Here is a 24,346-nt window from a genome sequence, read left to right on the forward strand (position 1 = left end):
TTCTTCCGATATCTCGGCGATCGCCTCGGCATACCCGCCCACCAGCCGATACCGCGACTCCCCGATCTCGTCAGGCAAGCCGCTCAAGCCTGATCGCCCGGAAATCTGCCCCGGTTACCATTCCTGCGCGTGCAGGAGACACAAGATTCGGACGAGGAGGTTTCTGTACGAGACGTGTCGAACCGGCTCTTGCCTGGCGCACTTTGGGAACGAACATGGACAGGGATTCCCTGGAACTCTCGGCGCGTTATGTCGCCCCGTCCTCGGCATCCGAGAAGAAGATGGCAGCCATCTGGGCGGGAGTCTTCGAACTGGAGACGGTCGGCCTCGAAGACGACTTCTTCGAACTTGGCGGCGACTCGTTGCTGGCGGCGTCGCTCGTCGGTGCGATCAAGGCCGAGTTCCAGTCGGATCTGAAGGAAAGCCAGCTCGCCGACCTCAATACGCCGCGCAAGCTCCTTTCGGCTGTCGACAAATCGAGTGGACCCGACCGGACGGTTCTGCCGAGCAATGTCATCGCGATCAACCCGGATGGGGGGCGCGCGCCGATCTTCCTTGTCCACGGCGCGGCGGGCATCGTGTTCCTCAAGCCGCGATTTCGCGACGCCCTCGATCCCGAGCAGCCGGTCTACATCTTCCAGGCCCAGGGCTATGACGGCGCGGCGCCGCCGCTCGCAAGCGTCGAGGAGATCGCTTCCAGCTATCTCCGTTCCATTCTCCAGGTCCAGCCGGAGCCTCCGTGGCATATGGTGGCGTTCTGCGCGGGCGGATGGATCGCGGTCGAGATCGTCCAGCAGATGCAGCGGCAGGGCCGCCAACCGGCGACTGTCGTTCTCGTCGACACCAACCTTCCGTCGGGGATTCGCAAGGACTACAGCTTGAAGCGCATCCGTCTCGGGAACGTCCACCTCCCGGATGTCCCCGATTTCCTCGTCGCATGGATGAAGGGATCGCTCGCCATGACGCGGCGGATGAAATTCTTCCTCAAGACCGGCCGGTTCAAGGACTTCCACGATTCCCGGGCCAATGAGGATCAAGCGATACGGCGTCATCTCGTCTCCAGCACATGGCGGCGCAACAAGCGGCGGGCCGCCGCGTTGTCCGCGGCCTTCGCGGCGTCGGACCGGGATGGTGCAAGAGCACAGCAGGCCAGCGAACTCGCCAGCATCTATTCCAGCGAGGCTGCGGCGGTCACCTCCGCCATGTTGAGGCGCGCCTATCGCGCGTACAGACCAAGCCCCTGCGATTTTCCGTTCTCGTTCATCGTCAGCGTCAAGCGCTCGGCGCCGTTCGACGATCCGGAATTCCCGATCAACCGGCTGCTGCCGAACAGGCGGGTGGTGGTATCCGGCGATACCCACGGCGATGCCGTCTCGTCACCCGAAACCGCGCAACTCGTCCAGCGTCTGGTCGATGGCAAAGCGATTTCGGAGGATGAACCGGTACGGAAGCCCGCTTGGGTGACTGGCGGCGATCCCGCCGGATGACGCGAACCTGACCGACCGCGAACAAGGACCAGATGGCCGCTTTCAACCTATCGGACATGTTCATTGCCGCGGCGACGCGAAACCTCGCCCGCGAGGTCATCGGCACATCCCAGTTGTCTCTGAGCTATGCCGATCTACTCGATCGCACGTCTCAGTGCGCGCGCTATTTCTCGCGACAGGGTGTCGAAGCAGGCGACCGTTTCGCGATCGCCCTGGCCAGGCCCGAACAGGTCGTCATGGTCGTACTCGCCTTGTGGATGCTCGGTGCAACGCCAATGGTGATCGATTTCCGTGCCAAGCGGAGCGAGAAGACCAGTCTGGCCGCCCACTTCAATCTAGCGGGCGTGATCGAGGCGGTGACCTCGGCCGAAGCGAACTATCGCTCGATCTCCGTCAACGACGGCTTCCTGGAGGAAATGGCCAGGGAGCGGAAGGAGTTCCCCCTTCCTTCGCCGGGCATGCACCCCGCGCTGATCGTCCGGACGTCCGGAACCACCGGCACGCCGCAAGGGATCGTCTACAGCCACAATACCCTGTTGAACATCCACTGGGCGATGGGGATCGCCCTGACGGGGTTCGATCGCGGCCCTCTCGTTCATGCCTTGCCGCTCTTCTATGCGTCGCCGCTCATCCGAACCCTGTCGCAGATCCTCGACGGCGGCACGACACATGTGCTCCCGCTGATGGCCTCGGCGGAGGAACTTGCGGAGAAATTCCTGTCCAGCGCCGCGCAGATCGGCAGCGTGGTTCCGCCGCAGCTTCATGCGCTGCTGCGCCTGTCGGAAGGCCGGTCGACGCCGATGTTCCCGCGGATGCGGAATCTGATCGCCACGGGATCTAGGGTCGACGGCGAAGCCAGCATGCGCGCGGTCCGCGAGTTGTGCAGCGGTTTTGCGGTGACCTACGGGTCCACGGTCGGGGGCTCGATCTCGCTGCTCGTCGGAGATGCGATCCGTTCCAAGGCGGGGACGGTCGGTCGACCCATGTCGTTCAATCATTTGCGCATCGAAGCTCCCGACGGGCGCGCGGCGGGGGTCGGCGAGGTCGGTCTGATCAAGATCAGGAGCCCTCTGATCGCCGATGACATTCTTGGCGAGGCGCGCGCCGATTCCGATCGGCTCGTCGACGGCTGGGCCATCCCGGGCGACCTGGGATTCATCGACGAAGACGGGTTCCTGACCCTGACGGGGAGGGCATCCGACATGATCATTCGCAACGGCGTGAATGTGTTTCCACGCGAGATCGAAGGGATACTGGAACGCCATCCGGGCAGACCCGCATCCCGCTGTCGCTCGTCGGAGTCGTCAACGGCTACGGCCTGTCACCGCTGATGGTGATGATCTGCATCCTGGCCTTCTACATCGCGCTCGGCTGCCTGCTGGACTCGGTGACGATCATCCTGGTCACGACGCCCGTGTTCCTTCCGCTCGTGGTGGCGCTCGGATATGATCCGATCTGGTACGGGATCATGATGGTGATCGTCGTCGAGATGGGTCTGATAACACCGCCGGTCGGACTGAACGTCTTCGTCATCAAGGGCCAGTTGCCCGACATTCCCATCTCGAAGATCTTCGCCGGGATCGTTCCGTTCCTCGGTGCCCATGTCTTTCTGCTGGCGCTGCTGGTCGCCTTTCCCGGGATCGCGTTGTGGCTGCCGAGGCTTCTCTATCAGTGAGCGGCAGGGTGCCTCGCTCCGGCGATCACGGCGACCGGCCGGCCAACCCCCTCAGGCCGCCGCCTTCATCTGGCTGACCGGGATGCGCACCGAGACGATGGTGCCCTTGCCTTCCTCCGACTTGATCTTCAGCACCCCGCCATGCATCTCGGTCAGCGAGCGCGAGATGGCGAGGCCGAGGCCGGAACCGGTGTGGTTCTTGGAGAACTGGTTCTGCACCTGCTCGAAGGGCCGGCCGAGCTTCTTCAGCGCATCCTTCGGGATGCCGCAGCCATTGTCCTCGATCGACAGCACCAGCGCGCCCGCGACCTTGCGGGCATGGACGACGATGTGGCCGTTCTGGCCGGTGAACTTCACCGCGTTGGAGAGCAGGTTGATGACGATCTGCTTGATGGCGCGTCGGTCGGCATGGAGCACGGTGCTGGCCGCGATGCGGGTCTCCACGGAGATCGCCTTGGCGTCGGCCTGCACGGTGACGACGCGGATCGCCTCGGCCATCAGCACGTCGAGGTCGATCGCCTCGCGCTGCAGCGCGAACTGTCCCGCCTCGATCTTCGACATGTCGAGGATGTCGTTGATGACCCCGAGCAGATAGGTGCCGGCCGAGTGGATGTCGCGGGCATATTCCTCGTAGCGGTCGGAGCCGAGCTTTCCGAACAGCCCCGACTGCATAAGCTCCGAGAAACCGATGATCGCATTGAGCGGCGTGCGCAGCTCGTGCGACATGTTGGCGAGGAATTCGGACTTGGCGCGGCTGGCGGCCTCGGCGCGCTCGGTCTCGCGCATGTATTTGCGGTTCAGCTCCGACATTTCCAGCGCACGCTCTTCCTCGGCGCGGCGCGCCAGGCTGAGGTCGTGGATCGTCGCCATCAGGCGGCGCTCGCTGTCGACCAGCTTCTCCTGGTTCTGCTTGAGCAGCGTGATGTCGGCGCCGACCGAGACGGTGCCGCCGTCGCGGGTCTTCGACTGGTTGACCTGCAGCCAGCGGCCGTCGGCCAGCTGCCGCTCGAAGGTCGCGCCGCCGTCGCGGCCGTTAGGGTTGGCGAGCTTGCGCTCCAGCGCGAAGGGTTTCATGCGCCGCTGCAGGTCGTCGCGCTGCAGGCCGGGCGCCACGTCGCCCTCGGCGAGGCCCATCTGCTCCTGGAACTTGGTGTTGCACATCACCAGCCGATCCTCGGCGTCCCACAGCACGAAGGACTCCGAAATGTTCTCGATGGCGGTGCGCAGCCGCATGTCGGCCATCTCGGATTCGCGCGCCAGCTTGCGCTGCTCGGTGATGTCGACCGCGATGCCGATCAGGTGGATCTCGGCGGCTTCGGGATCGATCACCTGGGCGCGGGCGCGCATCCACACCCAATGGCCCTGGGCATGGCGCATGCGGAACACCTGGTCGATGTGGTCGATCTTGCGCGCGACGATCTGGTTGGCCAGCGCGAAGAGATCGTCGTCTTCGGGGTGGATGATCGCGGCGACGTCGCCGAAGGACAGCATGTCGTCCACCGTCTCGTAGCCCAGAAGATCGTACATGGAGCGCGACCAGTACATCTTGCCCCGGCCCATGTCCCAGTCCCACAACCCGCAACGCCCGCGCACGAGGGCGAGATCGACCCGCTGGTGCGCCTGCTCGTAGATGCGGTCGGCGGTCTGGGCACGGGAAGCCTGGCTGAAATAGGCATAGAGGATGATGATCAGCACCCCCGACGTGATGACGAACAGCGTCACGTTGAGCGAGACCATGCGCCGCCATTCGGCGAAGACCGCGTCCTTCGACACCAGTGCGGCGGCCGTTCCGGCTCCCGACGGCAGCCCGCTCGTGGCCGCATACCAGTCCGTCCCGTCGATGGAGACGCTCAGGACGCCTGCGCGCGAGCCGAACAGGAACAGCGGTTGCCCGCCGACGATGAGATGGTCGAGTTCGAGGCCGCTCCAGCCGGCGGCAGAGGACGACACCGCAAGGATCTTCATCTCGGCGTCGGTGACCGCCAGCACGTGGCGCGGACCGAGCGGCCCGATCGAGGCGGCATGGTCGACGTGACGCTGCAGCTGCGCCGGGTCGCCCTCGACCGTGGGCGAATGCAGCGATGCGGCGAGCTGCGCCGCATTGAGCGCCAGAATGGTCTGGGCGGTGCGGTCGATATCGTCGCGCCAGGCGATCATCGAGACCGTCCGCGCGGCAGCGATGACGATGAGGAAGACGATGATCAGCGTCGGAATCGAGCGGCGCAGGAAGGGCTCGGCCGCAATCAGCCGATGATACGCCGGGGCGGCGAGGATGCGCGCGTTGCCCGACAGCCCGGGGGGCATGCGCCGGCCGTTCGGCCGCGCAAAACTCCCCGTCTCGGGCGCGCGCCGCGCGTCCGCCTCAGCCATCTGGTGGCTCCGATCCTGTCTGGTGTTCCCGTGCGATTCGAAACGCCACACATCCGAATCGTTGCTAAAGAATCAAAGCCGATTCGCCTTGTCCAGTGGCGATGAGTCGGGAGGAGAAAAAAGATCGTCTGCGGAGGGTGTGACCGGGGCGGGCGATCAGCGGCCCAGCTCTTCGAAGTCGATGTCGTCGTCCGTATCCCGCTCCTCGCCGATCTGGCGCCCATGCCGGATCGCCAGGACGTAGACCGTGTCATGGGACGTGTCGTAGTCGATGATATAGTCGCCAGCGACGAGGCGGCGGGCTCCTGGAACGGGCAGGCGTGCAATGTCGCGTCCGATGTCGGGAAAGGCCACCAAGTTCTCGAATGCGTCAGCCAGACGCGAACGGAAAAACCGTGCAGCCTGTCGGCTGTGCCTTCGAAGATAAGCCGTTTCGTCGCGGATGTATGCTCTCGCTTGACCGGAGAGCACGACCTTCATCAGGCCACCTTGGCGGCGATCATGGCATCGATTTCGGCGAGGACGTCATCCAGATCGTGCACGTCGCCTCCTTCGACCTGATCTCGCCCTTTCCTGATTGCAAGGACGTCAGCCCCTTCGCGCGCGATGTAGTGGCGCAACGCCCTGACGATGACCCAGCTTCGCGGGCGGTCGCAGGTTTCAGCTATCCGTTCGACATCCGCCAGCAGATCAATGGGCAGCCGCAACGTCAGCGGATCCGACAAGGGGGTTCGGGACATGACGATCTCCATATCTGTAATACAGTGTATTACAAGACTGGCCCGGCATCAACCGGCGTACTCTTGGACGCCCGTCACGCCAGCGTGCGCTCGACGATGTCGCGCAGGTCGGGCGAGAGGTTTTCCGTCCCCGCGATCCGCAGCAGCGCCTCGCGCGCACTGGCCTTGCGCCTCGGCTCCAGCGAGCGCCAGGAGCGCAGGCCGGTGGCGAGGCGGGCGGCCACCTGCGGGTTGCGCTGCTCGACCGCCAGCACGATCCCGGCGAAGAAGCGGTAGCCTTCGCCGTCGGCGCGGTGGAAGCCGGTCTGGTTGGCGCTGGAGAAGGTGCCGATCAGCGAGCGTACGCGGTTCGGGTTGGCGATCGAGAAGCCGGGATGCTCCGTCAGCGCCTTGACGGTCGCCAGCGCGCCGGCGCCGGGGGCGGCGGCCTGGATCTGGAACCACTTGTCCATGACCAGCGGATCCGAGCCGAAGCGGGTCTCGAAATCAGCCAGTGCCGCCTTCGTCTCGGACGAGTCGGCGTGGCGCATGACGAGCACGGCGAGGGCGGCCGATCGGTCGGTCATGTTGCCGGCGTCGCGATATTGCGCTGCCGCGCGCCCAGGCGAGCCGGAGCCGGCCGCGAGATAGTCGAGAAGCACGTTACGCAAGGACCGGCGGCCGGCGCTGGCTGCATCGGGGCTGAAACGCTCGTGGTCGGCGAGCCGGTCGTAGAGCGCGGCGAAGGCCGCGGCATTCGCGGTGGCGATCGTCTCGATCAGGCCGTTGCGGGCCGCAAGGATGGCGTCGGGATCGATGTTGGAGCCGATCTCGCGGGCGACGTCGGCCTCCGACGGCAGCGCCAGCGCCAGCGCCCGGTAGGCCTCCTCGAACCGGTCGTCGGTGGCGATCGCGCCGCAGAGGTCGGGGATTTCTGCGGCAAACGATGCCGTCCGCCCATCCCGCAATTGCTTCGACGCCTCGATGACGGCGTCCGTCATCAGCCCGTTCAGCGCCTGCCAGCGCGAATAGAGGTCGCCGTCGTGCCGCGCGAGGAAGGCGCGATCCTCGGGCTTCTCCTCGACCGACAACGTGACCGGTGCGGAGAAACCGCGGTTGAGCGACAGGCGCGGCCGCTCGGCGATGCCGGTGAAGCGGACGTGGTGCCTGCGCTTGCGAATGTGGAGCACGCCGTGCTCGACCGCGGCGCCCTCGACCGTTTCCCACACCATGTCGCGCCCGTCGGGGCCGACCAGCCCGAAGGCGAGCGGGATGTGCATCAGCCGCTTGCGACTTTCGCCGGGCGTGGGCGGCGACGACTGCTCGATGTCGAGCACGAGTTCGCCGGTCGCCGCGTTGTGGCTCGCCTTGACCGAGACGTTCGGCGTGCCGGCCTGGTGGTACCAGAGCGCGAACTGCGACAGGTCGCGTCCCGAGACCTCCTCGAAGACGGCCAGGAAATCCTCGATGGTGGCCGCGTCGCCGTCATGACGGTCGAAATAGAGGTCCATGCCGGCGCGGAAGGCGTCGGCGCCGAGGATGGTGCGGATCATGCGCACCACCTCCGAGCCCTTCTCGTAGACCGTGGCGGTGTAGAAGTTGTTGATCTCGCGATAGCGCCGCGGCCGCACCGGATGGGCGAGCGGCCCCTGGTCCTCGGGGAACTGGTGCGCCTTCAGGGTTCGCACCTCGGCGATGCGCTTGACGGCGCGCGACCGCTGGTCGGCCGAGAACTCGTGGTCGCGGTAGACGGTCAGGCCTTCCTTCAGGCAGAGCTGGAACCAGTCGCGGCAGGTGATGCGGTTGCCGGTCCAGTTGTGGAAGTACTCATGCGCGATGATCGCCTCGATGTTGGCGAAGTCGGCGTCGGTGGCGGTCTCCTCGTCGGCCAGAACGTATTTGTCGTTGAAGATGTTGAGGCCCTTGTTCTCCATCGCGCCCATGTTGAAGTCGGACACGGCGACGATGTTGAACACGTCGAGGTCGTATTCGCGCCCGAACACCTCCTCGTCCCATTTCATCGACCGCTTGAGCGCATCCATCGCATAGGCCGCGCGCGGCTCCTTGCCCTTCTCGACATGGATGCCGAGCGCGACCTTGCGGCCAGACATCGTGACGAATTCGTCCGTGACCACGCCGAGATCGCCGGCCACCAGCGCGAAGAGATAGGACGGCTTGGGGTGCGGATCGTCCCAGACCGCGAAGTGCCGCCCGCTGGGCAGGTCGCCGGCTTCGATCGGATTGCCGTTCGACAGCAGCAGCGGCGCGGTCGCCTTGTCGGCTTCGAGCCTGACGCGGTAGACCGACAGGATGTCGGGCCGGTCGAGATAGTAGGTGATGCGGCGGAAGCCTTCCGCCTCGCACTGCGTCGTGTAGACGCCGCTCGACCGGTAGAGACCCATCAACGCCTGGTTGGCGGAGGGGTCGATGCGGGTGGTCACCTTCAGCCGGAAGGACCTTTCCTTCGGAAGGGCGTGGATCTCCAGACGGTCCGGCGTCGCCTCGTAGGCATTGGCGCCGAGCGGCTCGCCGTTGATCTCCAGCGCGACGAGATCGAGCCCGTCGCCGTCGAGCACCAGCGGCGCACCCGCCGGCGCATCGTCGGCGCGCTCGATGACGAGTTCGGAGACGACCGTGGTCTGCTCCGGTTGGAGGTCGAAAGCCAGCCGCGTCTCGGGGATCCGATAGTTCGGGCTGCGATAGTCCTCCAGCTTGAAGACTTGGCCCGTATCCGTGCGCATGGGCGTCCTTTCCGCGTGCGCCGTCGGGCGCACTGGCACAACAATTCGCCGGAGTTGCCCTTTACACAATTCCGACACTCGACAAAACTAAGGAGACCCTTATCTCCCCAATTCGTTTCCAGCTAGCACCGATCGGACGGTAACATGACGGTATTGACGCCGAAATTCGGAATGGGCGCTTCGGTCCTGCGGGTCGAAGACGCCGCCTTCATCACCGGAAGGGGCCGCTACACCGACGATATCGCTCCTGAATCCGTGCTGCATGGCTATGTTCTGCGTTCGCCGGCGGCGAACGCGTCCTTCACCATCGCTTCCGTCGAGGCGGCGAAGGCTGCACCCGGCGTCCACCTCGTGCTGACCGGCGAAGACGTCGCCCATCTGGCCGATCTGAAGTCCGGTGCCATGCAGAAGCAGCCGGACGGCAGCCGCGCGCCGACCAGGGACATCCCGATCCTTTGCCGCCACCGGGTCCACTACGTCGGCGACGCCGTGGCCTTCGTGGTGGCCGACACCCGCGCTCAGGCGCAGGACGCCGCCGAGATGATCGAGATCGACTATCAGGACGAGGAGGCGATCGCCGAGACCGCGCGCGCGCTCGACCCCGCCGCGCGGCTGGTCTGGCCGGACGCCGGTTCCAACAAGGCCTTCGTCTACGAACTGGGCGAAAGGGCCAAGTCGGATGCCGCCTTCGCGAAAGCGACGACGGTCGCCTCGGTCGCCTTCCACAACAACCGCCTCGTCTGCAACTACATGGAGCCGCGCGCCGCGATCGGCGAGTGGCGCGCCGCCGAGGACCGCTTCCAGCTGACCACCGGCTCGCAGGGCGTGCATTCCATGCAGCGCATCGTCGCCGGCGTGATGGGCGTGGAGCCGGGCAAGCTGCACGTGGTGACGCCCGACGTCGGCGGCGGCTTCGGCCCGAAGACCTTCGTCTACCGCGAGTATCCGCTTGTGCTGGAGGCCGCCAAGCGTCTCGGCCGGCCGGTGAAGTGGACCGGCGACCGCACCGAGCACTTCCTGACCGACGCGCAGGGCCGCGACAACGCCGTCGAGGCCGAGATGGCCATGGACGGAGACGGCCGCTTCCTCGCGCTGCGCGTCCGGCTGGTCGCCAATCTCGGCGCCTACATCTCGCAATACGGCCCGTTCATTCCCTTCGTCGGCGCGACGATGTCGACCGGCGTCTATGACATCCAGGCGCTCGACGTGTCGATCACCGGCGTCTACACCAACACCTGCCCGGTCGATGCCTACCGCGGCGCCGGGCGCCCCGAGGCCGCGCTGCTGCTGGAAAAGCTGGTCGACGAATGCGCCCGCGTTGCGGGCGTCGGTCCCGACGAGATCCGCCGCCGCAACTTCATCCGGCCCGAGCAGTTCCCCTACACCACCCAGACCGGCCGCATGTACGACGTCGGCGAGTTCGAAGGCCACCTCGACCTGGCGCTCGAGCGGGCCGGCTGGACCGGTTTCGAGGCGCGCCGCGCGGAGGCGGCGGCACGCGGCAGGCTGCGCGGCATCGGTCTTGCCACCTACATCGAGGCCTGCGCCTTCGCCGGGTCGGAACCGGCCCATGTGCGGCTCGAGGGCGACGGTACGGTGACGGTGTTCATCGGCACCCAGTCGAACGGTCAGGGCCACGCCACCGCCTATGCCCAGTTCGTGGCCGAGAAGCTCAACCTGGCGATCGACCGGATCCGCGTCCGCCAGGGCGACACCGACGAACTGGCCAAGGGCGGCGGCACGGGCGGTTCCCGCTCGATCCCGCTCGGCGGCGTCTCGGCCGCCCGCGCCGGCGAGGACCTCGCCGCCAAGATCCGCAAGCTCGCCGCCGACGAACTGGAGGCGTCCGCGGCCGACATCGAACTGATCGACGGTACCGCGCGCATCGTCGGCACCGACCGGGCGCTCGACTTCGCGTCGATCGCCAAGGCGGCGAAGGACCCCGAGGACCTCAAGGGCTTCGGCGAATTCGTGCAGACGGAGGCGACCTATCCCAACGGCACCCATGTCTGCGAGGTCGAGATCGATCCGGAGACCGGCCAGACCGAGGTGGTCGACTACACGATCGTCGACGATTTCGGCGCGACCGTGAATCCGATCCTGCTCGCCGGCCAGGTGCATGGCGGCATCGCGCAGGGCATCGGCCAGGCGCTGACCGAGAACACGGTCTACGGCGCCGACGGTCAGCTGATCTCGGCGAGCTTCATGGATTATGCCATGCCGCGCGCCGAGGATTTCCCGGCGTTCCGCTTCGAGACCCGCAACGTGCCTTCGACCACCAACGCGCTCGGCATCAAGGGCGCGGGCGAGGCCGGGACGATCGGCGGCACGCCGGCCGCGCTCAACGCGGTGACGGATGCGCTGTGGCGCGCCCACGGCATCCGCCACATCGAGATGCCCGCCACGCCGATGCGGATCTGGCAGGCGATCCGGGACGCTGCCACGCAGTGACGGGTGGCGTCTCGCCGGAGCGCCGGCCCCTCGTCGGCATCGCTCTGAAGATCGTTTCCGTCGTCGCCTTCGTGGCGATGTCGTCGCTGATCAAGGCGGCGGGCGAGGTCTTCACCGGGCAGGTCGTGTTCTTCCGCTCGCTCTTCGCCATCATCCCCGTGGTGATGGTGATGGCCTGGCGCCGCGAACTGAAGACGGCCTTCTACACCCACCGCCCGGTCGGCCACGTCCTGCGCGGCCTCGTCGGCGTCTCGTCGATGGGGCTGGGCTTCTTTGCGCTGACGCGATTGCCGCTGCCGGAATGGGTGGCGATCAACTACGCCCAGCCGCTGATCGTGGTGGTCTTCTCCGCCCTCTTCCTGGGCGAGACCGTGCGGGTCTATCGCTGGACGGCCGTCGCGGTCGGCTTCGTCGGCGTCGTCATCGTGTCCTGGCCGAAGCTGACCCTTCTGACCTCCGGCGCGGAGATGGGGCAGGGCGAGGCGATCGGCGTCGCCGCGGTGCTGGCGAGCGCTGCGATCTCCGCCGTCGCCATGCTGCTGGTGCGCCGGCTGGTGCTCACCGAACAGTCGGCGACGATCGTCTTCTGGTTCTCGGCCACCTGCACGGTGGCCGGTCTGGCGACGCTGCCCTTCGGCTGGTCGCCGCTCTCCCTGTCGCAGGCGGCGATCCTGATCGGGGCGGGCCTGTGCGGCGGCGTCGGACAGATCCTGATGACCGAGAGCTACCGCCATGCGGACATGTCGACCATCGCGCCGTTCGAATACACCTCGATGATCCTCGCCATCGTCATCGGCTACATCGTCTTCGCCGAGGTGCCGACGGCCTATACGCTGGTCGGTGGAACCGTGGTGGTCTGCGCCGGGCTGTTCATCATCTGGCGCGAGCAGCGGCTGGGCCTCCAGCGCGCCCCGGCCCGCAAGGTCAGCCCGCCGCAGGGCTGACCGATCCGCGCCGCCGGCGCAGGAACGATGCGGTCTCCTCGTTCGCGGGAAAGAAGGTCTCGACCGCCAGTTCCGACAGCGTCACGTCGAGCGGGGTGCCGAAGACGGTGATCGTGGTGATGAAGGACAGGATTTCGCCGCCGAGGCGGATCCGGAGCGGAATGGCGATGGCCGACGGGTCCGGCACCGACGCCGGGCGCTTGCGCGGCGGCGCCGGATAGGCCTTCAGTTCGTCGACCAGCGCCGTCAGGGCCGGTTCGCAGACATCGCGCGTGATCCGGAGGAGCCGCTCCACCAGGTGGTCGCGCCAATCGGCGAGATCGAGGATGTGCGGGGCAAGGCCGCCGGGATGCAGCGACAGCCGCAGCACGTTGACCGGAGGCGCAAGCAGGGCCGGATCGGCGACCACCTCCAGGAACGGCGTCATCGCCGCATTGGCCAGGACGAGGTTCCACGACCGGTCGACGGCGATGGCCGGGTTTGGCTCGTGCCCCTTCAGCACCATCTCGACGGCCTTCAGGGCCGGCGCCAGCGACACCTCGTCCAGCCGCCGTTCCGCATAGCCCGGCGCGAAGCCGGCCGCGAGCAGCATCCGGTTGCGCTCGCGCAGCGGCACGTCGAGCCGTTCGGCCAGGTGCAGCACCATCTCGCGCGAGGGTCGCGACCGGCCGCTCTCGAGGAAGCTCAGATGGCGCTGCGAGACGTCGGCCTCCAGCGCGAGGTCGAGCTGGCTCATGCGGCGTCGCATGCGCCATTCGCGCAGCAGCGACCCGGCGGATGGCGAGGGGGAGGCGGTCGTGTCCATGACCGGACCATAGCCGAGGCCGGCCGGCGTTCCCATTACCCCGCGGGTAATCGCAATGCGGCCGCTCGGCCGGCAAGGTTCTTCCGGTGCGGGGAAGGCAGTGCTTCCCCCCGATCCCGCCAACCGAACGAGGAGACCAGATCATGACCGTCACCGTCACCCCCTTCCTGCGCAATGCGCTGCTGCTCGACGCCGCCGGCAGCGCCGCCGTCGGCATCGCGCTCGTCGCTGCGCCCGCCCGGCTCGCCGATCTCTTCGCCCTGCCGCAGATGCTGCTTCTGGTGGTGGGCATCCTGATCTTCGGCTGGGTGGCCCTGCTCATCGTTGCCGCCAGGCGCCGCGTCCTGTCCGCCGCATTTGCCTGGGTCTTCGTCTGGGGGAATGCACTTCATGTCGCTGCCAGCTTCGGCATCCTGCTCCTCGGCATCGTCCAGCCGAATGGGCTCGGCGTCCTGTTCGTCTCCGCCCAGGCCCTCGCCGTGGCGCTGTTTGCGCTGCTCCAGGGCATGGCGATCCGTGGCCAGTCGGCAATGACGCCCGCCTGACGTTGACGGCATCCCTCCGGAACCGCATGCTGCGCAGCATTCGGGATGGGTGGACAGGTGGCGATTTCACATCAGGTCGTGCCGGCGCAGACCAACACGGCGCTGTACGTGCAACTGCACCGGGCGGGCCATCCGACCGGTGACCTGTTGCGCGTCCAGGCCGCTTACCGGCTCGCCGCGCGGCTCTTCAATGGTCGCTACCGCAAGACCGAACGCGCCTTCCTGTGCCATGCGGTCGGGGCGGCGTCCTCGGTCGCCCATTTCGAGCGGGTCCCCGACTTCATCCTGGCCGCGATGCTGCACGCGGCCTATGACAGCGGCCAGTTCCCGGACGGCCGTTTCGGCAAGGCCAGCGCTGCGCATCGGGCGCTGGTCCGCTCGGTCGTGGGCGAACGCGCGGAAAGCCTGATCTTCCGCCATCCGCTTCTCGATTTCGACACGGGCGCACCCGAGCGCCTCGCTGCTGGCGAACTCCCGGCCGGCATCGAGGACGTTCTCTTCCTGGCGCTGGCGCACGAGATCGACGATCTCGCCGATCTCGGCCTCGCGATCGCGCCGAAATACGGCGCCTCGATCGCCGCCCGCATCGAAGCCTGCGCCCTTCTGGCCCGCCGGATCGGGCGAGAGCCGCTCGCCCGGGCGCTGGAGGCGCAGGCGTCGCTCTATGCCGATACGGCGTGGGTAGCAGCGCTGCAGTCGGAGAGAACCCGCGGCTTCCGAATTGCGCCCAATGCAGGCGCCTATCTCCGGCTGCGCCGGGCGCGACGCGATGACGGTGCGGTGGAGATTTTCTGAGGATGCGCGTTCGTGTGCCATCCCTCCGATCGGCGCCGCGACGCCTGGCACCCTGATCCGGCCGAAAGTGAGATTTGTCATTGCGGATCGTCCTGCATCGGGCGATGAGGTCTACAGCTTGGCGTTGAATTGGGGCTGTCTGGAATGAACGAGCCGGAACCTGGGTCGGGGCTTGACGGCGGGATTGCGTCCGTGCCGACGGCGGGCACCACGTCGATCGGCGGCGTGCGGACCGGAATCACCATCGTCATGGAGATGGAAAACGCCCGCCTGATCACCCGCGAGGAGTTCGGCGAGACGCTGTCGACACTGCAGCGCGAAATTGCCGGCTGGCGAAGCGACCGGTCGGAATGGCGCACGGCGCAGGTGATCTTCGTGCAGGAGGGTGGTCCCGACGAGACCGCGATGCTGCGCCGCATGCTGCGCGACATGGCGCCCGGGCTCGCCGCGCTGGCCGAACTCGTCGTCGTTTCCGTGCCCGGCGGCCGCTACTACGAACTCAAGAACGCGGCGATCCCGCGGGCAGGCGGCGAGATCGTGCTGTTCCTCGATGCCGACTCCGTGCCCCGGCCGGGCTGGCTTTCGACGATGCTGGCGCCATTCGACGACCCGGCGGTGACCATCGTCAGCGGCTTCACCGCGCTGGAGCACGATGATTTTCTGTCGCGCGCCTATGCGCTGTTCTGGATCTTTCCGCTGGCTCGCGGCGACGAGCGTTTCGCCGCCAAGCGGTCGCTCAACGTCAACAACAGCGCCTTTCGCCGCGCCTGGATCGCCGCCCATCCCTTCCCGGACAGCAACGGCTTCAAGGTCTCCTGCAGCATTCTGTGGGACGAGGTCATGCGCGGGGGCATCGTCGCGCGGCGCGTGGAAGCGGTTGCCCTGCACAAGCCGCCGCGCGGGCTCCGCTTCCTCGTCTGGCGCGCCATGGTGACGGGCCGTGACAATGATCGCCGCTACGCGATCCTCAAGTCGCCGCGCCGCGCGCGGCGGCTGCGCCATTCGATCAACCGCCTCTGCACGGCCGAGTGGCGCTCGATGCGCCGCATCTTCGGCAAGGGCGGTCATGTCGGCATGCCGGTCTGGGAGCGTCCGCCGGCCTTCTTCGTGGCGTCCGCCTTCCACGGGCTCGCCTTTGTCTGCCAGGCGGCCATGGCCGCCGGGCTGGTGCCGGACCGGGTCGAACGCGTTCCGGATCACGTCCAGAGAAGCTGAGCGCGATGTCGGAGGTTGCGCGCATCACCGTTGTCACACCTGCCCGAAATCGCCGGGATGCGGTGCTGCGTGCGATCGACAGCGTTCGGGCGCAGTCGTTCGCGGACTGGGAGCACGTCGTCGTGGATGACGGCTCGACCGACGGCACGCGCGAGGCTCTGGCCGAACGGGCAGGCGACCGCCTGCGGGTACTGTCGCTGCCGGAATGGCGCGGCGCGAACGCCGCCCGCAACGCCGGCATCCGGGCCTCGCGGGCGCCGCTCGTCACCTTCCTCGATTCCGATGACGAGTTCCTGCCGGGGCGGCTCGAGCGGACCATCGCGCTTTTCGATCGGGATCCGGCGCTCGCCGTGACCATCAGTTCGTTCGATCAGGAGAAGAACGGGACCGTGCGCCGCGTTGCCAACCCCCCGGCTCGCCTCGATGCCGGCGGGCTCGAACAGGCGATCGTCGCCGACACCGTCTCGATCGCCGGTTCTGCAATCACGGCACGACGGGACGCCCTCGAGAGGGCCGGGCTGTTCGACGAAACGCTGATGCGGCTGCAGGACCGCGACCTGCTGCTGCGCCTGTCGCGCCACCACGGCGCGCTGGTGCTGCCGGACGTGGACTGGGTCAAGCACACCAGTCCGGATTCGATCTCGCTGCCGCATGGCGGCTATGTCGAGGCTTTCGCGGCCCTGGTGGCAAGACATCCGGCGTACCGCGAGCGATACGCGACGCTGGCCGCCTACATGGTGTCGCGACGTCTGCTGTCGAGGATCGTGCAGGGCGAGATCGGCGGCGCCTGGCGCGACTACCGTATCAGCCGGGAGAGCCCGTCGCTCGGCCATTCCGCGTGGGCGCTGGTGGCGGCCTACGGCCCCGGCCGCCGCCAGCGCCGACGGTTGCGGCAGGCCCTGCGCGACGGCTGACCGGAAACCTCAGCCGAGCGCGCGCAGCTTCGCCTTGATCTCCAGGAAATCGCGCCAGGCCAGCTTCTTGTGCGCCGGGTTGCGCAGCAGATAGGCCGGATGCAGCGTCGGCATGGCCGGGATCGTCACGCCCGATGCGGTCGTGTGGGACTTCCAGGTGCCGCGCATCCGCAGCACGCCCTCGCTGGCATGCAGCAGCACCTTTGCCGACGGACCGCCGAGCGTCACCAGCACCTTGGGATTGGCCAGTTCCACCTGCCGTTCGATGAAGGGGCGGCAGATCTCGGTCTCGATCGGGGTCGGGGTGCGGTTCCCGGGCGGTCGCCAGGGGATGACGTTGGCGATATAGGCGCTGGAACGGTCGAGGCCGATGGCGGCCAGCATCTGGTCGAGCAGCCGGCCGGACCGGCCGACGAAGGGCAGTCCCTCCAGATCCTCCTCGCGACCCGGCGCTTCGCCCACGAACATGATGTCGGCCTGCGGATTGCCGTCGGAGAAGACCAGGGTCTTGGCCGTCGATTTCAGGTTGCAGCCGTCGAAGGCGGCGAGAAGTTCGCGCAGTTCCTCCATCGAGGCAGCCGAACGCGCGAGTTCGCGCGCCCGCGCCGCCTGCGCCTCGTCCGGGACGGCCGCAGCCGGCTCCGGGCGCACAGGGGGCGGCAGCGCGCGCGATCCGCGTGCAGCCGGGACGGAAGAGGCCTGCCCGGCCGCCGCCTCGCCGACGCGCGGGGAGGGCCCATCCTGCCGCAGTGCCCCGCCCGATGCGCCGGCATTGCGCCTGAGTGGCGCGCTCTCGGCGAAGCGGTCGACCGGGGAATCCTCCAGCGCCTCGTCGACGCCTGCATCGGCGTAGAAGAGCAGCAGTTCCCTGAGGTCGGGCAGGCCGGAGTCCATCGCCGGGTTCTAGACGGTTTTGGCAGGCGAGGGAAATGGCGATCCTTTCCGCTCCCGGCCTCACGACGCGGGAATGCGTGGGTCCTGCACCAGGTAGAACTCGGCGACCGGCGTGAAGTCGGAGATCAGGAACGCGAATCGCGCCTGTTTGCCCGGGTCCACGAAGCCGTCCTCGAACCGCAGCCGGTCGTGCGGTTCGTAGGCGCGGTCGAAGCGGCCGAAGGCGTCCGAGACGATGCCGTCGCCGTCGCGGCGGTTCTGGTCGAAGGAGAGGCCGTCGCCATAGACGCTGGGTTCTCCGAGCGTCTCCTGCAGTTCGAATTCGAACTGCGACCAGGCGAGCCCGCTGCCATTGACCGCCACCACGACCAGCCGGATGAAGCCGTTGGCGACGCCTTCCTCATGGGCGAAGGCCCGCACCGGCCCGATCGCCCGGATGACGAGCGTGACCGGGCTGGCGGATGCGAATTCCTGCACCAGGACGATCGGATCGGCCCTGGTTCCGCGTCCGGAAACCGACAGGATGCGAAAGCCGCCGAGTTCATCGGAAAAGGCGTAGGCGCCGGCGCGCCATGCGCGGACCGCAGGTCCCGCGGGCGCATCGGCGAGGCGATCGCGCGACGTATCCTCGGCCGCCCGGCCGGCCGGGAGAGCCACGGCGACGCCAAGGAGGACGGCACACGTCCACACCCTCAGATCGCGCCGCCGGAACCGCATCGCTCCATCCTCCATTCCGGCAGTATGGGGCAGGCATTCGCACAGGCAACCGGCGATTTCGTGATGCAGGCCGGAACGGAATGTCGCGTTGACGTTTACGTCAAGGTAATTAAGTTGCATCGATACCGGGACCGTCAGCCAGGTGAATTTGACGCGGTCGGCGCCTGTGCTATCGCATTTCGAACCCGATGCGCTAAGACCGCCCGATGCGCTGAGGCCGATCGATACGAACGCCATCCGGCGACGGCCGGAAAGCAGGAGGATGACGATGAGCGAAGTTGAACGCGAGAGCATGGAATTCGACGTGGTGATCGTCGGCGCGGGGCCGGCGGGCCTTGCCGCGGCGATCCGCCTGAAGCAGGTCAACCCGGAGCTCTCCGTCGTCGTGCTCGAGAAGGGCGCCGAAGTGGGTGCGCACATCCTGTCGGGCGCCGTCGTCGATCCGGTCGGCGTCGACAGGCTCCTGCCGGAATGGCGTTCCGAGACCGACCATCCCTTCAAGACAGCTGTCACCGACGATCATTTCCTGGTGCTTGGACCCGCGGGCTCGGTGCGGGTGCCGAACATGCTGATGCCGCCGCTGATGAACAACCACGGCAACTACATCGTCTCGCTCGGCAATGTCTGCCGCTGGCTGGCCGGCCATGCCGAGGCGCTGGGCGTCGAGATCTATCCGGGCTTTGCGGCCGTCGAGGTGCTCTACGACGACAAGGGCGCCGTGAAGGGCGTCGCCACCGGCGACATGGGCATCGAGCGCGACGGGTCGAAGGGTCCGAACTACGCGCCTGGCATGGAACTGCACGGCAAGTACACGCTGATCGGCGAGGGCGTTCGCGGCTCGCTCGCCAAGCAGCTGATCGCGAAGTTCGGCCTGTCCGACGGTCGCGAGCCGCAGAAGTTCGGCATCGGGCTGAAGGAACTCTGGCAGGTGGCGCCCGACAAGCACAAGCCCGGCCTCGTGCAGCATTCCTTCGGCTGGCCGCTCGACAACGCCACCGGCGGCGGCTCCTTCCTCTATCATCTCGAGGACAACCAGGTGGCGGTCGGCTTCGTCGTCCACCTGAACTACAAGAACCCCTACGTCTCGCCCTTCGAGGAATTCCAGCGCTTCAAGACGCACCCGGCGATCCGTGACACCTTCGAGGGCGGCAAGCGGCTTTCCTACGGCGCGCGTGCCATCACCGAAGGCGGCTTCCAGTCGGTGCCGAAGCTCACCTTCCCGGGCGGCGCGCTGATCGGCTGCTCGGCCGGCTTCGTCAACGTGCCGCGCATCAAGGGGTCTCACAACGCCGTGCTGTCGGGCATGATGGCGGCCGAGCACGTCGCCGAGGCGATCGCCGGCGGTCGTTCGGCCGACGAGATTTCGGGCTACGAAGCCGCCTGGCGCGGGTCGGAGATCGGCAAGGACCTGAAGACGGTGCGCAACGTCAAGCCGCTGTGGTCGCGCCTGGGCCTTTGGCTTGGCGTCGGCCTTGGCGGGCTCGACATGTGGACGAACTCGCTCTTCGGCTTCTCCTTCTTCGGCACCATGAAGCACGGCAAGCCGGACTACGCGGCGCTGGAGCCGGCCGACCGGCACAAGCGCATCGACTATCCCAAGCCCGACGGCGTACTGACCTTCGACCGGCTGTCGTCTGTGTTCCTGTCCAACACCAACCACGAGGAGGACCAGCCGATCCACCTCAAGGTCAAGGACCAGGAACTTCAGAAGGCGTCCGAATACGGCGTCTTTTCCGGCCCCTCGACCCGCTACTGCCCTGCCGGCGTCTACGAATGGGTCGATGCCGACGGCAATGCGCTGGCCGGCGGCCCGGGTGCTTCGGCCAAGGGCGGCGAAGTTTCGCACAAGAACCCCGAGGCGCGCTTCGTCATCAACGCGCAGAACTGCGTCCACTGCAAGACCTGCGACATCAAGGACCCGAACCAGAACATCAACTGGGTGCCGCCGCAGGGTGGCGAGGGACCGGTGTATCCGAACATGTGATCGGGCGCGGTCGGACTCGGGCGCCGACCTGTCGCAGACAACCGTTCAAGGCCAGCGCGGGCACTTGGCTTGCGCTGGCTCTTCCCGTGTTCAGGCCGGCTTCGTGGGCTTGGCATGTTGCACGTCATCGAACGGCGCAGCGCCGGCTTGCTGGTCGACCGGCTGAGCGAGGTTCAGGTCGCCGGGCCGGCGCGGTGGTCGGCGATCCGCAAGGTCTGTGCAAGCATGTCCCGCTGACGATGCCGGCTTCATCTTCCGATTGCAAGTTGCTCCGGCGCGTGTACCATGGCTTCGGGCAACGGAGGGTGGTGACGGCATGTGCAGGCTGGGGGTCGCTCTGACAACGCTGCTGCTTTTCGTATTGCCCTTCGCGAACTCCGCCCATGCCAAGACCCGGATCACCGAGAAGACCGAGTATTACGAGATTTCCGGCAAGACGGGCGTCGAGCTGTTTCTCGACATGAACCGGCGCGGGCCACGCCATGGCTTCTTGACCAAGGCGATCGCGCAGACGCGCTACGAGACCAAGCCCGACGGCAAGTTCGTGCATGAGAAGGGCGTCTGCCGCATCAAGGGCGGCAGCGTCACGATGAAGATCACCTACATCTACCCCAAGCCGCGCGGGACGCTCGACCGCGACCTGGCCCGCCGCTGGAAGCTCTTCCAGGCCGACAACATCCGCCATGAACAGACCCACGGCCGGATCGCCCGGGAGCTTGCCAGCGAGATCGACGGCCATCTCCGCGGCTTCGCCGTCAAGGACGGACCATCCTGCTGGAAGGCGCTGTCGCAGTTCGAGCGCGAGATCCAGGCGAAGTATGCCGCCAACAAGAAGAAGCAGGCGGCATTCGATCTGAAGGAGCACCGCGACGGCGGCGCTGTCGACAAGAGCATCCTCGCCCTGATCGGCAAACGCTGAGCACGGGGCCGGCGGACGGGAGGGCATCCGGCCGTCGGCAGGTCAGCGGGCGGCGTCGAGACCGGCGATGGCGATGTCGCCGGTGGTAGGTTGCGGCCGCAGCGTGAACTCCACCAGAACCGGAAGGTGGTCGGAACCGACGTCATCCAGCCGCCGCGCATCGAGCAGCACCACGCCCTGCTTGGCCAGCACGTGGTCGATCGGCAGCCCGATCCAGCGCCGTAGAACGTCGGGCGCCGACCGCACGAGCCAGGTCGGCCCCAGGCGCGGCATCGACGTGAAACCGCCGGCCGCAGCGATGCGCCGCACGGACGCGCTCCAGTCGGCGGCGTTGAAATCGCCCGCCAAGAGCGCATGCTCGCCGAGAGCGCCGAGGACCGGCAGCAGTTCCTCGATCTGTTTCGGCTGTGCGAATGGCCAGGGCCAGAGCAGGTGCAGGCTGGCGATCTCGACGGCGTGGCCTCCGAAATCCACGGTGACGAGGCCGAAGCGTCCGCCAAGGCCACAGGCACCGAGGTCCAGGAAGGGACGGCGCGAGAGGATCAGCACGCTGCCGACCGACCGCTCGTCGGGGCAGTCGAGCCGGTGGGGATAGGCTGCCGCGATGGCGCGCAGGCTCTGACGCCAGGCCGGGGAGGCCTCGTTCAGCGTCACCACGTCCGGCCGCGTGCGCCCGATCAGCGACAGGACGCGCCCCGGATCGGGATGGTCGTAGCGCATGTTGAGGTGCAGCAGCCGGTAGCGTGGCCCGGCGCCGGCAGCCTCGGTCGCCGCGCCGGAAGCCACCGCATGCCAGGGCAGGAACCCGCCGGTGGTGGCGACAGCGCCGATCGCCAGCACCAGCCCCACGGCGCCATGCAGCCATTGCCGCGTCGCCAGGAGAACCAGGCAGGCCATCGCCAGCAAAACGGCGAGATGCGCGCGGAAATGGGAGAAGGCGTCGAGCGCCGGATGCAGCCGGCCGAGGAAACCCGCCACCAGCGGCATCGAGATCGCCAGCGCGAGGAGCAGGGCTGCGGCCCTGGCAGGGCCGGAGGTGGCGAGGGCGCGGAAGCGGGGCATTGCCATGCGGTGCCCCGCAATCATGTCCGTTTCAAGAAACCGCTACTGGAACGCGGTTTCCGAGAAGCTGCGCAGCTTGCGCGAATGCAGCCGCTCGACCGGCATGGCGGCCAGCCGCTCCATCGCCTTCATGCCGATGATCAGGTGCTGGGCGACCTGGCGCTTGTAGAAATCCGTCGCCATGCCGGGCAGCTTCAGTTCCCCGTGCAGCGGCTTGTCAGAGACACAGAGCAGGGTGCCGTAGGGCACGCGGAAGCGGAAGCCGTTGGCCGCTATGGTGGCCGATTCCATGTCGAGAGCGATGGCGCGCGACTGCGACAGCCGCTGCACCGGGCCGCGCTGGTCGCGCAGTTCCCAGTTGCGGTTGTCGATGGTGGCGACCGTGCCGGTGCGCATGATGCGCTTCAGGTCGTAGCCCGACAGCCCGGTCACCTCCGCCACCGCCTCCTGCAGCGCCACCTGTACCTCGGCCAGCGCCGGGATCGGCACCCAGACCGGCAGGTCGTCATCGAGCACGTGGTCCTCGCGGACGTAGGCATGCGCCAGCACGTAGTCGCCCAGCGCCTGGGTGTTGCGCAGCCCGGCGCAATGGCCGAGCATCAGCCAGGCATGGGGCCTGAGCACCGCGATGTGGTCGGTGATGGTCTTGGCATTCGAGGGGCCGACGCCGATGTTGACCATGGTGATGCCGCCGTGGTCGGGCCGCGTCAGGTGATAGGCCGGCATCTGCGGCATGCGGGCGATGGCGACGGGGTTCTCTTCCGGTTCGCCGGGCAGCGTGACGATGTTGCCGGGCTCCACGAAGCTCGCATAGCCCTCGCCGCCGCGCGCCATCATGCCCCGCGCCAGCGCCACGAACTCGTCGATGTAGAACTGGTAGTTGGTGAACAGCACGAAGTTCTGGAAATGCGACGGGCTCGTCGCCGTGTAGTGCGACAGCCGGTGCAGCGAATAGTCGATGCGCTGAGCGGTGAACGGCGCCAGCGGCGAAGGCTCGCCCGGCGCAGGCTCGTAGGTGCCGTTGGCGATATGGTCGTCGGTGCCGTTGAGATCCGGCACGTCGAAGATGTCGCGCAACGGCCGCTTGATGCGATCGGCGACCGAAGCCTCGACATGCGTGCCTTCCAGGAAGGCGAAGTGGACGGGGATCGGCGTCTCGGATTCACCCACCGTGATCGGAACGCCGTGATTGCGGATGATGTGCCTGAACTGCTCGGTGAGGTAGCTCTCGAACAGGTCGGGCCGGGTGATGGTGGTGGCGTACTGGCCGGGCGAGGGCATGTGGCCGTAGGCCAGGCGCGTGTCGACGGGATCGTAGCTCGCCACCGTGACGCCGACCTCGGGATAGCAGGCCCTGAAGCGCCTGTCCGGAGCGCCTGAACTCGACAGGCCGTTGAAGGCCTCGCGCAGGAAGGTGGTGTTGCGGTCGTAGAGCACTTTCAGCGCGCCCACCGCCTCCTCGGCCGTGGTGAAGCTCTGGCGGGCATAGGGCTCCGGCCGGTCGATCGTGGCAATGGCTCGGGGGTAGATTCGCTTTTCCATGTCCCATTATAGGGATCGGATCGTGACAGTGCGAGGGGGGAGCCGCCCCGCAAGATTGGATTATCGGGCGCGTTGCAGCCCGAACACGATGACCAGCCCGGCGCCGTTGGAGCGCTGGATCTCGCTGCCGACGAACCGGCCGCCGCCGTCTTCTGCGCCGGCCAGCGCCAGCATCGGCGCCGTCATGAGCGCCAGCACGAGAGCGATCCGGGCGAGTGCTGCGCCGGGCGAGAAGCGGTGGGGAAGCTGGAAGGTCATGGGAGCGTCTTTCGGTTCGGGTTCCGGCGCGGGTTGGGGATCGCGGCGTCAGCGCCGCGGCGGCCGGCAGACCAGCCCCTCCTCGAAGACGCAGGGAATGAAGAGCCCGATCTCCCAGGAGAAGGCGTCCCGGCTCGTCTGGGCGACCACGATGGCAAGCGCCAGTCCGGCGGCGAGAACGGTCAGGCTGGCGATCACGAGGCGTCTGGCGTGCATGGTTTGTCCCTCCATGCTGGCGTTTTCGCACGGCCGGACTGAACCGCCGCTGAGGGGGCCGTTCATGGGGCGTTCAAACACGTTAAGATGACC

22 protein-coding genes are annotated in these 24,346 nt (G+C 67.3%); 11 read left to right on the top strand and 11 right to left on the bottom strand.

From position 1 onward, the window contains the following. Positions 1-215 precede the first annotated feature (215 nt). From N1F91_RS26170 to N1F91_RS26180, 3 genes are read left to right on the top strand one after another with little or no spacing between them, the layout of a single operon-like run. Positions 216-1,487 (top strand): thioesterase domain-containing protein, encoded by a 1,272-nt coding sequence (locus N1F91_RS26170; protein ID WP_289996519.1) that lies wholly within the window; start codon positions 216-218, stop codon positions 1,485-1,487. Positions 1,488-1,519: 32 nt separating this feature from the next. Then, positions 1,520-2,818 carry a class I adenylate-forming enzyme family protein gene (locus tag N1F91_RS26175; protein ID WP_289996521.1) on the top strand — a complete coding sequence of 433 codons (1,299 nt, stop codon included), beginning with the start codon at positions 1,520-1,522 and terminating at the stop codon, positions 2,816-2,818. Beyond that, positions 2,818-3,162 (top strand): TRAP transporter large permease subunit, encoded by a 345-nt coding sequence (locus N1F91_RS26180; RefSeq protein ID WP_289996522.1) that lies wholly within the window; start codon positions 2,818-2,820, stop codon positions 3,160-3,162. The genes N1F91_RS26175 and N1F91_RS26180 overlap by 1 nt, the downstream gene beginning before the upstream one ends. A 51-nt stretch (positions 3,163-3,213) precedes the next feature. Here N1F91_RS26180 and N1F91_RS26185 read toward each other — a convergent pair whose 3' ends face one another. From N1F91_RS26185 to pepN, 4 genes are all read right to left on the bottom strand, one after another. Further along, positions 3,214-5,532: a PAS domain-containing sensor histidine kinase gene (locus N1F91_RS26185; protein WP_289996524.1), complete on the bottom strand. Its 2,319-nt coding sequence runs from the start codon at positions 5,530-5,532 to the stop codon at positions 3,214-3,216. Between the two features lie 156 nt (positions 5,533-5,688). Then, positions 5,689-6,012 carry a type II toxin-antitoxin system RelE/ParE family toxin gene (locus N1F91_RS26190; RefSeq protein ID WP_289996525.1) on the bottom strand — a complete coding sequence of 108 codons (324 nt, stop codon included), beginning with the start codon at positions 6,010-6,012 and terminating at the stop codon, positions 5,689-5,691. Further along, the gene (locus tag N1F91_RS26195) at positions 6,012-6,272 is read right to left on the bottom strand and encodes a ribbon-helix-helix protein, CopG family (RefSeq protein WP_289996526.1); all 261 of its coding nucleotides are present in this window, start codon (positions 6,270-6,272) and stop codon (positions 6,012-6,014) included. The genes N1F91_RS26190 and N1F91_RS26195 overlap by 1 nt, the downstream gene beginning before the upstream one ends. A gap of 74 nt (positions 6,273-6,346) precedes the next feature. Next, the gene (gene pepN / locus N1F91_RS26200; protein ID WP_289996528.1) at positions 6,347-8,992 is read right to left on the bottom strand and encodes an aminopeptidase N; all 2,646 of its coding nucleotides are present in this window, start codon (positions 8,990-8,992) and stop codon (positions 6,347-6,349) included. A 144-nt stretch (positions 8,993-9,136) separates the two neighbouring features. Between pepN and N1F91_RS26205 the strand changes: the two genes are divergently transcribed. Both N1F91_RS26205 and N1F91_RS26210 read left to right on the top strand, forming a co-directional pair. Next, on the top strand, positions 9,137-11,443 hold the full coding sequence (locus N1F91_RS26205) for a xanthine dehydrogenase family protein molybdopterin-binding subunit (RefSeq protein ID WP_289996531.1): 2,307 nt from the start codon (positions 9,137-9,139) through the stop codon (positions 11,441-11,443). Next, positions 11,440-12,387 (top strand): DMT family transporter, encoded by a 948-nt coding sequence (locus tag N1F91_RS26210; protein ID WP_289996535.1) that lies wholly within the window; start codon positions 11,440-11,442, stop codon positions 12,385-12,387. Before N1F91_RS26205 ends, N1F91_RS26210 begins: the two co-directional genes overlap by 4 nt. Here the strand turns inward: N1F91_RS26210 and N1F91_RS26215 are convergent. Next, a complete protein-coding gene (locus tag N1F91_RS26215) occupies positions 12,368-13,192 on the bottom strand; it encodes a helix-turn-helix transcriptional regulator (protein WP_289996536.1) in 825 nt (274 codons plus the stop codon). The genes N1F91_RS26210 and N1F91_RS26215 overlap by 20 nt on opposite strands. A 143-nt stretch (positions 13,193-13,335) precedes the next feature. Here N1F91_RS26215 and N1F91_RS26220 point away from each other — a divergent pair, with 143 nt between their 5' ends. The 4 genes from N1F91_RS26220 (at position 13,336) to N1F91_RS26235 (ending at position 16,661) form a co-directional block, all read left to right on the top strand. Continuing rightward, the gene (locus N1F91_RS26220) at positions 13,336-13,737 is read left to right on the top strand and encodes a hypothetical protein (RefSeq protein WP_289996538.1); all 402 of its coding nucleotides are present in this window, start codon (positions 13,336-13,338) and stop codon (positions 13,735-13,737) included. Between the two features lie 57 nt (positions 13,738-13,794). Next, positions 13,795-14,532 (top strand): DUF6817 domain-containing protein, encoded by a 738-nt coding sequence (locus N1F91_RS26225; protein ID WP_289996541.1) that lies wholly within the window; start codon positions 13,795-13,797, stop codon positions 14,530-14,532. 144 nt (positions 14,533-14,676) lie between these two features. After that, a complete protein-coding gene (locus N1F91_RS26230; RefSeq protein WP_289996542.1) occupies positions 14,677-15,747 on the top strand; it encodes a glycosyltransferase in 1,071 nt (356 codons plus the stop codon). A gap of 5 nt (positions 15,748-15,752) precedes the next feature. Beyond that, positions 15,753-16,661 (top strand): glycosyltransferase family 2 protein, encoded by a 909-nt coding sequence (locus N1F91_RS26235; protein ID WP_289996544.1) that lies wholly within the window; start codon positions 15,753-15,755, stop codon positions 16,659-16,661. Between the two features lie 9 nt (positions 16,662-16,670). On the opposite strand, the gene N1F91_RS26240 is transcribed toward N1F91_RS26235, so the two are convergent. Next, entirely contained in the window at positions 16,671-17,555 is an 885-nt protein-coding gene (locus N1F91_RS26240) for a uracil-DNA glycosylase family protein (protein WP_289996545.1), read from the bottom strand. 60 nt (positions 17,556-17,615) lie between these two features. Further along, positions 17,616-18,272 (bottom strand): hypothetical protein, encoded by a 657-nt coding sequence (locus tag N1F91_RS26245; protein WP_289996546.1) that lies wholly within the window; start codon positions 18,270-18,272, stop codon positions 17,616-17,618. A gap of 268 nt (positions 18,273-18,540) precedes the next feature. On the opposite strand from N1F91_RS26245, the gene N1F91_RS26250 reads away from it, so the two are divergent. Then, complete coding sequence (locus tag N1F91_RS26250; protein ID WP_289996547.1) at positions 18,541-20,256, top strand: electron transfer flavoprotein-ubiquinone oxidoreductase; 1,716 nt, start codon at positions 18,541-18,543, stop codon at positions 20,254-20,256. Positions 20,257-20,572: 316 nt separating this feature from the next. Further along, a complete protein-coding gene (locus N1F91_RS26255; RefSeq protein WP_289996549.1) occupies positions 20,573-21,175 on the top strand; it encodes a DUF922 domain-containing protein in 603 nt (200 codons plus the stop codon). A 42-nt stretch (positions 21,176-21,217) separates the two neighbouring features. Here N1F91_RS26255 and N1F91_RS26260 read toward each other — a convergent pair whose 3' ends face one another. Genes N1F91_RS26260 through N1F91_RS26275 form a run of 4 tightly spaced genes read right to left on the bottom strand, consistent with a single transcriptional unit; the run spans position 21,218 to position 24,253 of the window. Further along, positions 21,218-22,243 (bottom strand): endonuclease/exonuclease/phosphatase family protein, encoded by a 1,026-nt coding sequence (locus N1F91_RS26260; RefSeq protein WP_289996550.1) that lies wholly within the window; start codon positions 22,241-22,243, stop codon positions 21,218-21,220. Between the two features lie 36 nt (positions 22,244-22,279). Then, entirely contained in the window at positions 22,280-23,779 is a 1,500-nt protein-coding gene (locus tag N1F91_RS26265) for an AMP nucleosidase (protein ID WP_289996551.1), read from the bottom strand. 60 nt (positions 23,780-23,839) lie between these two features. Then, positions 23,840-24,037: a hypothetical protein gene (locus tag N1F91_RS26270; protein WP_289996552.1), complete on the bottom strand. Its 198-nt coding sequence runs from the start codon at positions 24,035-24,037 to the stop codon at positions 23,840-23,842. A 48-nt stretch (positions 24,038-24,085) separates the two neighbouring features. Continuing rightward, entirely contained in the window at positions 24,086-24,253 is a 168-nt protein-coding gene (locus N1F91_RS26275; protein WP_289996553.1) for a hypothetical protein, read from the bottom strand. Between the last annotated feature and the right edge of the window lie 93 nt (positions 24,254-24,346).

Source organism: Aquibium sp. ELW1220 (genome assembly GCF_030398385.1).
In the GTDB taxonomy this organism is placed as follows: domain Bacteria; phylum Pseudomonadota; class Alphaproteobacteria; order Rhizobiales; family Rhizobiaceae; genus Aquibium.

Bases quoted from the DNA above. Each gene is read 5' to 3' on its own strand.
- N1F91_RS26255 (WP_289996549.1), top strand. From the start codon at position 20,573: ATGTGCAGGCTGGGGGTCGCTCTGACAACGCTGCTGCTTTTCGTATTG.
- N1F91_RS26190 (WP_289996525.1), bottom strand. From the start codon at position 6,012: ATGAAGGTCGTGCTCTCCGGTCAAGCGAGAGCATACATCCGCGACGAA.
- N1F91_RS26260 (WP_289996550.1), bottom strand. From the start codon at position 22,243: ATGGCAATGCCCCGCTTCCGCGCCCTCGCCACCTCCGGCCCTGCCAGG.
- N1F91_RS26240 (WP_289996545.1), bottom strand. From the start codon at position 17,555: ATGGACTCCGGCCTGCCCGACCTCAGGGAACTGCTGCTCTTCTACGCC.
- N1F91_RS26170 (WP_289996519.1), top strand. From the start codon at position 216: ATGGACAGGGATTCCCTGGAACTCTCGGCGCGTTATGTCGCCCCGTCC.
- N1F91_RS26215 (WP_289996536.1), bottom strand. From the start codon at position 13,192: ATGGACACGACCGCCTCCCCCTCGCCATCCGCCGGGTCGCTGCTGCGC.
- N1F91_RS26220 (WP_289996538.1), top strand. From the start codon at position 13,336: ATGACCGTCACCGTCACCCCCTTCCTGCGCAATGCGCTGCTGCTCGAC.
- N1F91_RS26275 (WP_289996553.1), bottom strand. From the start codon at position 24,253: ATGCACGCCAGACGCCTCGTGATCGCCAGCCTGACCGTTCTCGCCGCC.
- N1F91_RS26195 (WP_289996526.1), bottom strand. From the start codon at position 6,272: ATGTCCCGAACCCCCTTGTCGGATCCGCTGACGTTGCGGCTGCCCATT.
- N1F91_RS26245 (WP_289996546.1), bottom strand. From the start codon at position 18,272: ATGCGGTTCCGGCGGCGCGATCTGAGGGTGTGGACGTGTGCCGTCCTC.
- N1F91_RS26235 (WP_289996544.1), top strand. From the start codon at position 15,753: ATGTCGGAGGTTGCGCGCATCACCGTTGTCACACCTGCCCGAAATCGC.
- N1F91_RS26180 (WP_289996522.1), top strand. From the start codon at position 2,818: ATGGTGATGATCTGCATCCTGGCCTTCTACATCGCGCTCGGCTGCCTG.
- N1F91_RS26265 (WP_289996551.1), bottom strand. From the start codon at position 23,779: ATGGAAAAGCGAATCTACCCCCGAGCCATTGCCACGATCGACCGGCCG.
- N1F91_RS26205 (WP_289996531.1), top strand. From the start codon at position 9,137: ATGACGGTATTGACGCCGAAATTCGGAATGGGCGCTTCGGTCCTGCGG.
- N1F91_RS26175 (WP_289996521.1), top strand. From the start codon at position 1,520: ATGGCCGCTTTCAACCTATCGGACATGTTCATTGCCGCGGCGACGCGA.
- N1F91_RS26270 (WP_289996552.1), bottom strand. From the start codon at position 24,037: ATGACCTTCCAGCTTCCCCACCGCTTCTCGCCCGGCGCAGCACTCGCC.
- N1F91_RS26250 (WP_289996547.1), top strand. From the start codon at position 18,541: ATGAGCGAAGTTGAACGCGAGAGCATGGAATTCGACGTGGTGATCGTC.
- pepN (WP_289996528.1), bottom strand. From the start codon at position 8,992: ATGCGCACGGATACGGGCCAAGTCTTCAAGCTGGAGGACTATCGCAGC.
- N1F91_RS26185 (WP_289996524.1), bottom strand. From the start codon at position 5,532: ATGGCTGAGGCGGACGCGCGGCGCGCGCCCGAGACGGGGAGTTTTGCG.
- N1F91_RS26230 (WP_289996542.1), top strand. From the start codon at position 14,677: ATGAACGAGCCGGAACCTGGGTCGGGGCTTGACGGCGGGATTGCGTCC.